Origin of the sequence: Photorhabdus viridis (genome assembly GCF_040256935.1) — a bacterium.
Classification (GTDB): Bacteria; Pseudomonadota; Gammaproteobacteria; order Enterobacterales; family Enterobacteriaceae; genus Photorhabdus; species Photorhabdus viridis.
Map to the genome: position 1 here is coordinate 17,418 of NZ_JBEJZY010000009.1, position 12,296 is coordinate 29,713.

Genomic DNA, 12,296 nt, shown 5'->3' on the forward strand with positions numbered 1-12,296 from the left:
CTTATGTGTTTTAAACATAAGCATATAGCAAATCAATTTATCATTAAAATTGATAATATTTTTATGTATAATCGTAAAAAGTGGTAATAGAAAAGAGGGTTTTTGTTAAGTTGTTTATTACTGTATAAAATTAAAACAATCTATTTCGCTGACATCATATTTTGCGGGGCAATATGCATATCACACTGAGGCAATTGGAAGTTTTCACAGAAGTATTGAAAAACGGCTCAACGACACAAGCCTCCCAGCAGTTAGCGCTATCTCAATCCGCAGTGAGTGCTTCATTAACGGATTTGGAAAGCCAGCTTGGCGTACAGCTTTTTGACCGAGTAGGAAAACGGTTGGTGACTAATGAGCATGGCCGTTTACTCTACCCCAAGGCTTTAGCATTGTTGGAGCAGGCGGGGGAAATTCAGCTGTTATTCAAACAGGAATTGGGGGCATTACGTATTGCTGCCAGCAGTACCATTGGTAATTATATGCTGCCGGAAATGTTGGCAAATTATCGCCAGGATTTTCCGGATACACCTCTGGAGTTAAATATCAGTAATACACAGGATGTTATCAATTCTATACTCGAATTCCGCGTTGACCTTGGTTTGATAGAAGGTTCCTGCCATAGTCCTGAATTGATAACTCAGCTCTGGATGGAGGATGAGCTGGTTGTTTTTTCTTCTCCTAAAAATCCGCTAGCTCAACAGAATCTGAAACTGGATGATCTAACCAAAGCATCATGGATATTAAGAGAAAGGGGCTCGGGAACAAGAGAGGTGTTGGATCATCTGTTGTTTGCCCGTTTACCTGGGTTCAAGATTTTGATGGAGTTGGGCAATTCCGAAGCGATAAAACATGCGGTCAAATTTGGCATGGGGATTAGTTGTTTATCCAGACGGGTCGTTGCAGAGCAATTGGAAAATCGTACTTTGCTAGAATTAAAAGTGCCCGAGTTAAAACTTTTCAGGATGTTATACCTAATTCATCATCGGCAAAAGCATATGTCCAATGCACTGCAAAAACTGCTCAGTTATTGCCGGTAAGTTTTACGTTCTGTTTAGAATTTAGAATTAGCTGTATTACTTATAATTTCCTCTGAATTATGAAGGTATCTTATAACAGCGCTTCCTCGCTATTTTGGCAGTAAGGATTTGCTACAATCCGCCATCAGACTTATTTGCAGTTAACAGGAACAGAATGTCTCAACAACAACAAAGTGTTTTCCAGAAACCAGCAGCGCAACATTTGCGCCGTGAATTGAAAGCACGGCATATGGCGATGATAGCCATTGGCGGATCAATAGGTACTGGGCTATTCGTGGCTTCAGGTGCGACAATTTCACAAGCGGGGCCTGGCGGAGCATTACTTTCCTATGCATTAATTGGACTGATGGTTTATTTTCTGATGACCAGCCTGGGGGAATTGGCTGCTTATATGCCTGTCTCCGGTTCTTTCTCAACTTATGGCTCCAAGTATGTTGAAGAAGGATTTGGTTTTGCCCTTGGCTGGAACTATTGGTACAACTGGGCGGTGACTATCGCTGTGGATTTGGTTGCTGCTCAGTTGGTGATGAATTACTGGTTACCCGATATGCCGGGGTGGATCTGGAGCGCGCTATTCCTCGCATTGATTTTCCTGTTGAATTTTATTTCAGTGAAAGGTTTTGGGGAGGCTGAATATTGGTTCTCTTTGATTAAAGTCAGCACAGTTATTGTCTTTATTGCGGTCGGATTATTGATGATAAGCGGTATCATGAAAGGTGCGGAAGGCGCTGGATGGCATAACTGGGCTATGGATGATGCGCCTTTTGCCGGTGGCTTCTCCGCTATGATTGGCGTGGCAATGATCGTTGGGTTTTCTTTTCAGGGTACTGAACTGATTGGCATTGCTGCGGGTGAATCCAAAGATCCAGAGAAAAATATTCCCCGTGCGGTACGTAAAGTATTCTGGCGTATCCTGTTGTTCTATATTTTTGCGATCCTGATTATCAGTCTGATCATTCCTTATACTGAACCCAATTTACTGCGTAATGAGGTAGGTGATATCAGCGTCAGTCCGTTTACGTTGGTATTTGAAAATGCCGGTTTGTTATCAGCTGCGGCTGTGATGAACGCCGTTATTTTGACAGCAGTATTATCTGCCGGTAACTCAGGTATGTATGCTTCTACCCGTATGTTGTTCACACTGGCAAAAGAGGGCAAAGCACCGAAGATTTTTGGAAAATTATCCAAAGGGGGTGTACCGCGTAATGCCTTGTATGCAACAACGGTTGTTGCTGCCTTGTGTTTCCTTAGCTCAATGTACGGTAATCAAACTGTCTATTTGTGGCTGTTGAACACCTCGGGCATGACAGGTTTTATTGCCTGGTTAGGGATCGCTATCAGTCATTATCGTTTCCGCCGTGGTTACATCGCTCAGGGGCTGGATTTAAGTAAACTGCCCTATCGTTCAGGGTTTTTCCCGGTTGGTCCAATCTTTGCGTTTATTCTGTGTCTGACCATCACATTAGGGCAGAATTATCAAGCATTTCTGCAAGACAAAATTGACTGGTATGGTGTAACCGCAACTTATATTGGTATTCCACTATTCCTGTTGATTTGGTTTGGTTATAAATTGGTGAAGAAAACCCACTTTATTAAATATAAAGAGATGAAATTTCCTGATATCCCAAATAAGTGAATTTGATCACGTTAGATGATGATTAATAGGCCAGCAGGGATCTTAGGAAAAATGCTAACTCGGCATGGCCTTACGGGTTTTTTAATTCGATTCACGATTGATTTATTATTATCTTAACATTTATTTATTGGAATAAATAAACAGTCATTAATAGCAATTAGAAGAGACCGCCCATTTTGTAACCGAATAGGCGGTTTTTTATTTTTCATAGGGTTAGCCATGAAGTTAGTTATTTAATTTACTAAAATATGTATAAATAGGATTGATAAGTATTCTCGTTTGCTTTATTGTTAGTGCCATAATTATTAATATGAAATGGGCTAACAAAGTGAAATTTGTATCTCGATCTATTGCAAAGAGTATCAATATCAGCTTATTGGCAGGTTCAGCAATAATGGCAAGCTTCGCGTCATGGGCTGAAACGGTCACTGACGTAGCTGGTCGCACTGTTGAAGTTCCTGAGAATATAAACCGTATTTTATTGGGCGAAGGCCGTTTATTTCATGCTGTCGCTTTACTTGAAGGAGATAAACCTCTGGCTCGTATCGCGGGTTGGCAAGGTGATTTCCGCAAATTGGACCCACAGTCCTATACTGTCTATAAAGCTAAATTTCCTGAGATTGATAAGATCCCTTTGATTGGTAACACTAGTGCTGACAGCGTTAGCGCTGAAAAAGTGTTAACTCTCAATCCGGACATTGCTATTTTTGGCTTATCCGGTCATGGTCCTGGTAAGAATAGTGAATTGGTTGCTCAGCTTGAAAAGGCAGGTGTTCCGGTTGTCTTTGTTGACTTCCGTACTGAACCGTTAAAAAACACGCTGCCGAGCATTCGTATGTTGGGTAAAGTATTGCACCGTGAAAAACAAGCGGCAGAATACGCTGATTTTTACGAAAAAAATGCCAAATTGGTAACTCAAATCACCAGTAAAATCCCGGAAGAGAAAAAGCCGACTGTATTTATCGATTTGAGAGCCGGCGCTTTTGAAGACTGCTGTGGGACGGCCGGTAATGGCAATTTGGGTAACTTTATCGATCTGGCTGGCGGTAAAAACATTGCTAAAGGTGTTCTGCCAGGCGCGCTTGGCGACATGAACCTCGAAAAAGTTATTGCCGCTGATCCTTATATTTACATTGCCAGTGGTGCAAAAGCGCCAGACAGCAATGAACCGGGTGTAAAACTGGGGGCGCAATCAACGCCTGAACTGGCAAAAGCCAGTCTGAAAAAAATAACTGAACGTAAAGGTATCAGCTCGTTGACTGCGGTTAAAGAGGGCAGAGATTATGCTATTTGGCATAATTATTACAACTCTCCGTATAACGTGATAGTCGCTCAAGTATTTGCTAAGTGGTTCTATCCTGAACAGTTTGCAGATTTAGATCCACAGAAGACACTGAATGAATTACACAGTAAATTCCTGGCAATTGAGCCATCAGGTGTTTACTGGATCAGTGAGAAGTAATCAGTAAGATAGGTAACAGAAACAATGAGTGCCACTACCGAGCTTATGCCAACGGTGAAACAACAATCAGATGATAGCGGTGTAAAAGCCCATTACCAACGTATTTTACGCCGCCGTATCGTGATGATGATGTTTATCTTCCTGGTTATCGGTGCTTCCTTGGTATTAGATTTTACTATAGGGCCATCAGGTTTATCTTTGCAGTCTCTCTGGCAGACTTTAGTGTCGCCAGAAAGTATGGATGCGGGTACACGGGTTATTGTCTGGGATATCCGTTTACCTTACGCCTTGATGGCGGTGGTGATCGGCTTGTCTCTTGGGCTGGCTGGCGCTGAAATGCAGACAATTCTGAATAACCCATTGGCAAGCCCCTTCACTTTAGGGATTTCTCAGGCGGCTGCGTTTGGCGCTGCGTTGGCTATCGTGTCAGGTGTTGGTATTCCGGGTGTCCCCGATCAATGGCTTATCTCTGCAAATGCCTTCATTTTTGCTTTGTTGGCAGCGTTGTTATTGGATGCCATTACCCGTTGGACAAGGGTTGCTACCGCAGGGGTAGTATTATTTGGTATTGCGTTGGTCTTTACTTTTAACGCACTGGTTTCCATGATGCAGTTTATTGCAACGGAAGATACTCTTCAGGGGTTGGTACTTTGGACAATGGGTAGCCTTGCCAGAGCGACCTGGATAAAACTGGGTGTTATGTTGCTGGTATTTGCAGTTATTTTTCCGATTTCAATGATGAATTCCTGGAAACTGACAGCGTTGCGCTTGGGTGAAGATCGTGCAATCAGTTTTGGTATTGATGTCCGCCGCTTACGCTTGGGTACATTATTACGCATCAGTATTCTCTCCGCTCTAGCGGTTGCATTTGTTGGGCCAATTGCCTTTATCGGTTTGGTCGCGCCGCATATTGCTCGCTTGGTGTTTGGTGAGGATCACCGCTTCTATTTGCCTGCCAGTGCGCTGATTGGAGCATTGGTGTTGTCTATGGCATCCATCGCTTCGAAGAACCTGATCCCAGGTGTCATTATTCCGGTTGGGATAGTTACCGCATTGGTTGGGGTTCCATTCTTCCTTAGCATAATTTTACGCCATAGGGGGAATGTATGAATCAGGGATTAACGATTAATAATTTTTACGCGGGCTATCCAAAAAATCCAGTCATTGAAAATCTGAATGTTTCAACGTTATCCCGTGGAAAAATTACGGTATTACTAGGGCCAAATGGCAGCGGAAAATCAACACTTTTGCGTTCTTTGGCTGGATTAAATCACGCAAGTGGGCAGCTCCGGCTCGATGGTCAGGATTTGATGAAAATGAATTTTGCTCAACGGGCAGAAAATGTGGTTTATTTACCACAAAGTTTGCCTGCTGGTGTTCATTTACATGTGCTGGAATCCATTATTGTTGCGCAGCGGGCTTCCGGTGGGCGTCATTCTGAAACCAGCGAAGAAGAAGTGATGTCTTTATTACGTCAGTTGGGGATTGAACATCTGGCGTTATGTTATTTAGATCAATTATCCGGTGGTCAAAAGCAGTTAGTCGGATTGGCGCAATCGTTAATTCGTAAGCCAACATTATTATTATTAGATGAGCCGCTAAGTGCGCTGGATTTAAATTATCAATATCATGTCATGGATTTGGTTGCACAAGAAACATATCGTCGTAATATTATTACGGTAGTAGTGGTGCATGATATTAATATCGCTTTGCGCCATGGTAACCATGTATTAATGTTACAAAAAGGGAATTTAATTGCTGAAGGTATTCCTGAACAAGTTATTACGCCGGATAGTTTGGCTCAAGTTTATGGTGTCAGAGGCAGAATTGAATACTGTTCTCAGGGTGTTCCTCAAGTATTGATTGATGGGTTGGTTTCAAAGTTGACCAGTTAGAACTTTATTATGTGAATCTACCTATTTGTTTAGAAACCGCTATTTTTGTCTGGATAATATTCATGTTTACTCTTTATTTATTGCAAAGAAAGGTAAATGTAAAATAATTTAATGATATAGGCTGTTGGAATTAATAGGAAATATCCCCTTGCATTTTATTACTATAAAATGCAAGGGGATATAATAAAAAAATAATAAAACCACACAGAGGTGAGTGTTTTTTCCTCGCTGCTTGAGTACATGTTAATTATCCATTTTATAAATTAATAAAACATAATTATATTTCTTGGAGAATCGGGAATGGGTGTTTTTAATAAAAGAAAAATCGCGTTAGGGGTTATTGCTGCAATTTCATCTGGCTCTGTTTTTGCGGCCAGTGACAGTAATGACACCATTGTTGTGACTACAGCATCAGGCTTCCAACAGAAAATTGAAGATGCACCAGCGTCTATTTCTGTGGTGAGCCGTGAGCAATTAGAAACCAAGGCTTATCGTGATGTGACTGATGCACTGAAAGATGTGCCAGGGGTAGTTGTAACGGGAGGCGGTAGCGGCAGTGATATCAGTATTCGTGGTATGGCGCCTAAATACACAATGATTCTGATTGATGGTAAGCGTATTGATACCCGTAATACCCGCCCAAATAGTGACGGTTCTGGTATTGAGCAGGGGTGGTTGCCGCCGTTGGCGGCGATCGAGCGGATCGAAGTTGTACGGGGGCCGATGTCTTCTCTTTATGGTTCTGATGCGATGGGTGGGGTTATCAATGTCATCACTCGTAAGGCGCAAAAAGAGTGGAAAACCAGTTTGCGCGCTGATACTACTTTGACTGAGCGTAAAAATTCGGGTAACAGTTATCAGAGTAGCATTTATACAGCAGGCCCGATAATTGATGGTCTATTGGGATTGAAAGTGCATGGCCTGTATTCTCACCGTAACGAAGATAAATTCATTGGCGGCTTTAAAGAGCAGGAAATGCGTAACGGTTCAGTAATTTTTTCTCTGACACCTGATGATAAAAATACTTTTGATTTCGAAGCAGGTCGTTATGAGCAGGATCGCAATACTACTAGAGGTAAATCGTCTCGTGGTGATTCAGAGAAAAGAGATTATAATCGTAACAATTATTCTATTTTGCATAATGGTATTTATGATTTCGGTACCATGACTTCATACATCCAACATGATGATTCACGTAATCCAGGGCGTGACATGAAGTACCAAGATACAGTATTTAATAACCAAACTGTTTTCCGGTTAGATGATCATACTCTGAGTGTGGGGGGACAATATCGTCATGAAAACTTACATGGTGGTGATAATCTATTAGCGTCCGCTAATGGTATGGATAAATTGACTCGCTGGAGTTGGGCTCTATTTGCTGAAGATGAATGGCAAATGACCAATGATTTTGCCCTGACTAGCGGTATCCGTATGGATAAGGACGAGAATTTTGGGAGTCATTGGACACCTCGTTTGTATGGAGTATGGCATGCTGATGAACAATGGACGATTAAAGGTGGTGTATCTACTGGTTACCGTTCTCCTGATTTACGTCATTCCACATCAGATTGGGGGCAAGTTACAGGAGGAAGCCCTAAAACTATTAATGGATTTAGAGAAAAGCCAGGAGTTATTGTTGGCGACCCAGACTTAAAACCAGAAAAGAGTTTTGGCCAAGAGATCGGTATTATTTGGAATAATCAAGAAAACCTTGATGTTGGTTTGACAATATTTAATACAGAATTTAAAGATAAGATCACTGAAATTAGTCGCTGTGCTGATCCAAGTGGTGGGAAAGATAAAAAGTGTAAAATTGATGATAATGTTTATAAATTTATTAATGACCGTATTAACGTAGATAAAGCCAATATACGCGGTGTAGAAGCGACTATAAACTGGGATATCGTTGAAAACTGGTCATTGTCTGCGAACTATACTTATACAGAGTCAGAACAGAAAAGTGGGAAAAACAAAGGAAAACCTTTGAACAAAATGCCTAAACACATGGCGAATGCGACTCTGAACTGGCAAACTTTACCGGAAATGCAAACCTGGACCCGGATAAACTTCCGTGGCAAAACCTCAGATTATTTAGGGCGTGGTGATAGTATGAAGGAAGGAGCTCCGTCCTACGCCTTTGTGGATATTGGTGTTGGCTATAATCTAACCAAAGAATTGCGTGTGTTGGGTGGAGTATACAACGTATTTGATAAACGCGTTACTGAAGAAAATTATGAAGCGCAACTGGATGGCCGCCGTTATAACATTGGTATCACCTACGACTTCTGATAATTATTTTTAGCTATAATGTGCTATGACCCCTTGCTAGTTTCTGGCAAGGGGGCTTTGTTTTTTTACTTACTACCTGCAAAAACTGAATGGCAATCCGTTTTGTGTTGTGCTACAACTTAATGCATGTCAAAAGAATGTATAAGACATAGTTAAATTCCATAGCGTGATCAATTTGTGTGGTAAAAAATATGGACTTTTAGTGCGGTGACTATTGCTATTTCAAGTCTTCAAGTGCAGAATTCGCCCACTGGAAAATAACTGATGCGTTTATATGTGTCGGTTATTTTTTTTGCTTTGACTTATTTTTTACTATACTAGAGGCCGGACTCTGAGCCGGATAGATAATTGGCCCACGAGCAACCATAACGAGAATCGGTTGCCGTAATGAGGAACGCTAATATGGAGCAATTATTCTTTTTCGCACTTGTGCCAATTGGCGCAGGCTGCTGTGTTGATGACTACGGAGCGTTGAGCTCTGCGTATAATCCCGCCTCTAACTCCACTGCCTATAGGCAGAAGCGAAGTCTTCCCAGTAACTGTCGATTAAGTAGTACCGTAACACGAATCGAAGTTATGGGAGGTTTTGCTCATGTCGCATAATACTGCAATTCCAATTGGCACCAACCAAACTGGTGCGAACAATCGTGTTCAACTCAGAAAAACACTGACCTTAGTTCAGGTGGTGATGATGGGGCTTGCTTATCTGCAACCTACGACCATCTTTGATACTTTCGGAATTGTTTCTGGTTTGACTGACGGTCATGTAGCAACATCTTATGCTATCGCTTTGATCGCAATTCTGTTTACTGCCCTGAGTTACGGGAAATTGGTAAAACGTTTCCCTTCTGCCGGATCTGCATACACTTACGCACAAAAATCAATCAGCCCTCATGTTGGCTTTATGGTGGGTTGGTCATCGTTGCTGGACTATTTGTTCATGCCGATGATAAATATCTTGTTGGCGAAAATTTATCTTCAGGCCATTTTTCCCAGCGTAGATCCGTGGATCTTCGTTGTAGGTTTGACGTTTCTAATGACAGTTTTTAACCTGCGTGGTATTAACGTTGTTGCTAATCTCAACACAGGTATTGTTATTGTTCAGGTTGCGGTGATGTTTGTATTCGTGGGCTTGTTGATCCACGGCGTATACAATGGAGAAGGCGTAGGAACTTTATGGAGCGCAAGGCCATTTACTTCTGAAGATGCCCATTTAATCCCGATGATTACCGGGGCAACGATTTTGTGTTTTTCATTCCTTGGGTTTGATAGCATTAGCACATTGTCCGAAGAGACGCCGAATGCAGGCAAGGTGATCCCAAAAGCGATCTTCCTGACGGCATTAATTGGCGGCATCATCTTTATTATGGTTTCTTATTTCTTACAGCTCTATTTTCCTGATATCTCTCGGTTCAAGAACCCGAATGAAGCTCAGCCGGAAATTATGTTGTATGTAGCGGGTACTTTATTTCAGTCCATCATTATGGTGTTCTCTTGCGTCACCGTTTTGGCTTCTGGTATGGCGGCTCACGCAGGTGTTTCCCGTCTGCTTTATGTTATGGGACGTGATGGTGTGTTTCCTGAGAAAGTATTCGGCTATGTGCATCCGAAATGGCGAACTCCGGCAATCAACGTATTGCTGGTCGGTCTTGTCGCGCTGTCTGCAATGACCTTTGATCTGGTTACTGCAACGGCTCTGATTAACTTTGGCGCGCTGATAGCATTCACCTTTGTAAACTTGTCGGTTATCTCTCAGTTCTATATTCGTGAGCGTCGTAACCGTACACTGAAAGATACAGTCAATTTCCTGGTGTTGCCGGTGATTGGGGCTTGTACTGTTGGTGTGCTGTGGATGAATCTGGAACAAAGCTCTATGGAGTTAGGACTGACTTGGGGAGCAATTGGTTTGATTTATATGGTATTTCTGACTCGTCGCTTCCGTCAGCCGATGCCTCAGTGTTCTGAAATGGTTTAATCCGGTTTGAAAAGAATAACGGCGCTGAATTTAGCGCCGTTATTTTTGTTATGTTTCCAATTGACCGTAATAATACAGAAGAAGAATCTTAGGAAAAAAAACAGCGAGGTAGTTTGCAGATAAGAAAAATTTCAACAATAAATGGAGAAAAACAATCTATGCTCTGAGAGGCGATTAAATTATAGAGGAAGAGACTATGAATGATGCAAAGACCTCTCAAAATCAACAATTCATCACTGCCCTGACTAATATTGTCGGTAAATCTCATATCCTGACGGCTCCCCATAAAACCGAACGCTATCGTAAAGGCTTTCGCTCTGGCCAAGGTGACGCTTTAGCTGTGGTATTTCCCGGTTCTCTGGTGGAACAGTGGCGTGTGTTTAAAGCCTGTGTTGAAGCGGATAAAATCATCTTGATGCAAGCGGCCAACACGGGTTTGACCGAAGGTTCTACTCCAAATGGTAAGGATTACGACCGCGATATAGTGATCATTAGTACGTTACGCATGAATAAAATACAGATCCTGAAACAGGGTAACCAAGTAGTCGCACTGCCTGGCAGTACATTGTGGCAACTTGAGCGTGCTCTCAAACCACTGGGACGCGAGCCGCATTCCATTATCGGTTCTTCCTGTATTGGCGCTTCTGTGATTGGTGGTATCTGCAATAACTCCGGCGGCTCTTTGGTTCATCGCGGGCCAGCTTATACTGAAATGGCATTGTACGGACGGGTTAATGAACGTGGTAAACCAGAATTAATTAATCATCTGGGTATCTATTTGGGAGAAACACCGGAAGAGATCCTATCTTGTCTGGAAGAGCAGCGTTACAGTGAGCAAGATGTAGAGTATGGTCAGCGTAAAGCGTCTGATTATGAGTATGCGCAACGAGTACGTGATATAGATGCTGATACGCCATCGCGTTTTAATTCTGACGAACGTCGGCTGTTCGAAGCTTCAGGATGTGCAGGTAAATTGGCTGTGTTTGCGGTCCGGCTTGATACTTTCCCGGCAGAGCCTTTGTCTCAGGTATTTTATATTGGAACTAACCAAACTGAAGTATTGACGGAATTGCGGCGCCATATATTAGCGAATTTTCGTCATTTACCGGTGGCGGGTGAATATATGCACCGGGATGTTTTCGATATTGCAGAAGTTTACGGTAAAGATACGTTCATCATGATTGATAAGCTTGGTACTGATAAGATGCCGGCTTATTTTACTTTGAAAGGGAAAATGGACGCTATTTTCAACAGGATCCCGTTTTTACCTGTCAATCTTATTGATCGAATTATGCAAGGGTTAAGTCGCTTACTTCCTCCTCACTTACCTAAACGTTTGAAAGAATACCGTGATCGGTTTGAGCACCATTTGATATTAAAAATGTCTGGTGATGGGGTTGAGGAGGCCAGAAGTTGGCTGGAAAGTTATTTCAGCCGGGTAGAAGGGGATTTTTTTGCTTGTACACCGGATGAAGGCGTTAAAGCGTTGCTGCATCGTTTCTCCGCAGGTGGTTCAGCGATCCGTTATCAAGCAGTGCATAGTAACGAAGTGGAGAATATCCTTTCGCTTGATATTGCTTTGCGCCGTAATGATCGTGAATGGTTTGAACAATTACCACCGGAGTTTGATGATGTATTAGTACACAAGCTTTACTGTGGACATTTTATGTGCCATGTGTTCCATCAGGATTACATTGTGAAGAAAAGCGTGGATGTCCATGCACTGAAAGAAAGAATGATGGAGTTGCTTGATAAACGAGGTGCAGAATATCCCGCAGAACATAATGTGGGTCATCTGTATCAGGCTAAACCTCAACTTAAGGCTTTTTACCGGATTGCCGATCCTACTAACACGCTCAACCCAGGAATTGGAAAAACATCCAAACTGAAAAATTGGAGCGGGGAATCTTAATGTTAATATTCTCAGCATTTACAACGCTATGCAGATGCTAAGAAAGTTTAAATTTGTCAGAATGGATGAAAATTATCCTGTTAGAAA

General features: G+C 42.2%; 8 protein-coding genes. All 8 read left to right on the forward strand.

What is annotated here, in order from left to right; translation table 11 throughout:
- The first annotated feature begins 173 nt into the window (after positions 1–173).
- Positions 174–1,037, forward strand: a complete 864-nt coding sequence (yieE, locus tag ABR397_RS05145) for a DNA-binding transcriptional regulator YeiE (RefSeq protein WP_350304763.1) — start codon at positions 174–176, stop codon at positions 1,035–1,037.
- Positions 1,038–1,191: 154 nt separating this feature from the next.
- Positions 1,192–2,673, forward strand: a complete 1,482-nt coding sequence (locus ABR397_RS05150; protein ID WP_350304764.1) for an amino acid permease — start codon at positions 1,192–1,194, stop codon at positions 2,671–2,673.
- 310 nt (positions 2,674–2,983) lie between these two features.
- Positions 2,984–4,135, forward strand: a complete 1,152-nt coding sequence (locus tag ABR397_RS05155) for an ABC transporter substrate-binding protein (protein ID WP_407072862.1) — start codon at positions 2,984–2,986, stop codon at positions 4,133–4,135.
- A 24-nt stretch (positions 4,136–4,159) separates the two neighbouring features.
- Positions 4,160–5,245 (forward strand): FecCD family ABC transporter permease, encoded by a 1,086-nt coding sequence (locus ABR397_RS05160; protein ID WP_350304766.1) that lies wholly within the window; start codon positions 4,160–4,162, stop codon positions 5,243–5,245.
- On the forward strand, positions 5,242–6,030 hold the full coding sequence (locus ABR397_RS05165; RefSeq protein ID WP_350304767.1) for an ABC transporter ATP-binding protein: 789 nt from the start codon (positions 5,242–5,244) through the stop codon (positions 6,028–6,030). Before ABR397_RS05160 ends, ABR397_RS05165 begins: the two co-directional genes overlap by 4 nt.
- A gap of 300 nt (positions 6,031–6,330) precedes the next feature.
- Complete coding sequence (locus ABR397_RS05170) at positions 6,331–8,322, forward strand: ligand-gated channel protein (protein ID WP_350304768.1); 1,992 nt, start codon at positions 6,331–6,333, stop codon at positions 8,320–8,322.
- 592 nt (positions 8,323–8,914) lie between these two features.
- Positions 8,915–10,297 carry an APC family permease gene (locus tag ABR397_RS05175; protein WP_350304769.1) on the forward strand — a complete coding sequence of 461 codons (1,383 nt, stop codon included), beginning with the start codon at positions 8,915–8,917 and terminating at the stop codon, positions 10,295–10,297.
- A 196-nt stretch (positions 10,298–10,493) separates the two neighbouring features.
- Complete coding sequence (dld, locus tag ABR397_RS05180; RefSeq protein ID WP_350304770.1) at positions 10,494–12,209, forward strand: D-lactate dehydrogenase; 1,716 nt, start codon at positions 10,494–10,496, stop codon at positions 12,207–12,209.
- The last annotated feature ends 87 nt before the right edge of the window (positions 12,210–12,296 follow it).

What these genes read in the sequence shown, in the direction of transcription:
- yieE (WP_350304763.1), top strand. Translation starts at nt 174, where the DNA reads ATGCATATCACACTGAGGCAATTGGAAGTTTTCACAGAAGTATTGAAA.
- ABR397_RS05150 (WP_350304764.1), top strand. Translation starts at nt 1,192, where the DNA reads ATGTCTCAACAACAACAAAGTGTTTTCCAGAAACCAGCAGCGCAACAT.
- ABR397_RS05155 (WP_407072862.1), top strand. Translation starts at nt 2,984, where the DNA reads ATGAAATGGGCTAACAAAGTGAAATTTGTATCTCGATCTATTGCAAAG.
- ABR397_RS05160 (WP_350304766.1), top strand. Translation starts at nt 4,160, where the DNA reads ATGAGTGCCACTACCGAGCTTATGCCAACGGTGAAACAACAATCAGAT.
- ABR397_RS05165 (WP_350304767.1), top strand. Translation starts at nt 5,242, where the DNA reads ATGAATCAGGGATTAACGATTAATAATTTTTACGCGGGCTATCCAAAA.
- ABR397_RS05170 (WP_350304768.1), top strand. Translation starts at nt 6,331, where the DNA reads ATGGGTGTTTTTAATAAAAGAAAAATCGCGTTAGGGGTTATTGCTGCA.
- ABR397_RS05175 (WP_350304769.1), top strand. Translation starts at nt 8,915, where the DNA reads ATGTCGCATAATACTGCAATTCCAATTGGCACCAACCAAACTGGTGCG.
- dld (WP_350304770.1), top strand. Translation starts at nt 10,494, where the DNA reads ATGAATGATGCAAAGACCTCTCAAAATCAACAATTCATCACTGCCCTG.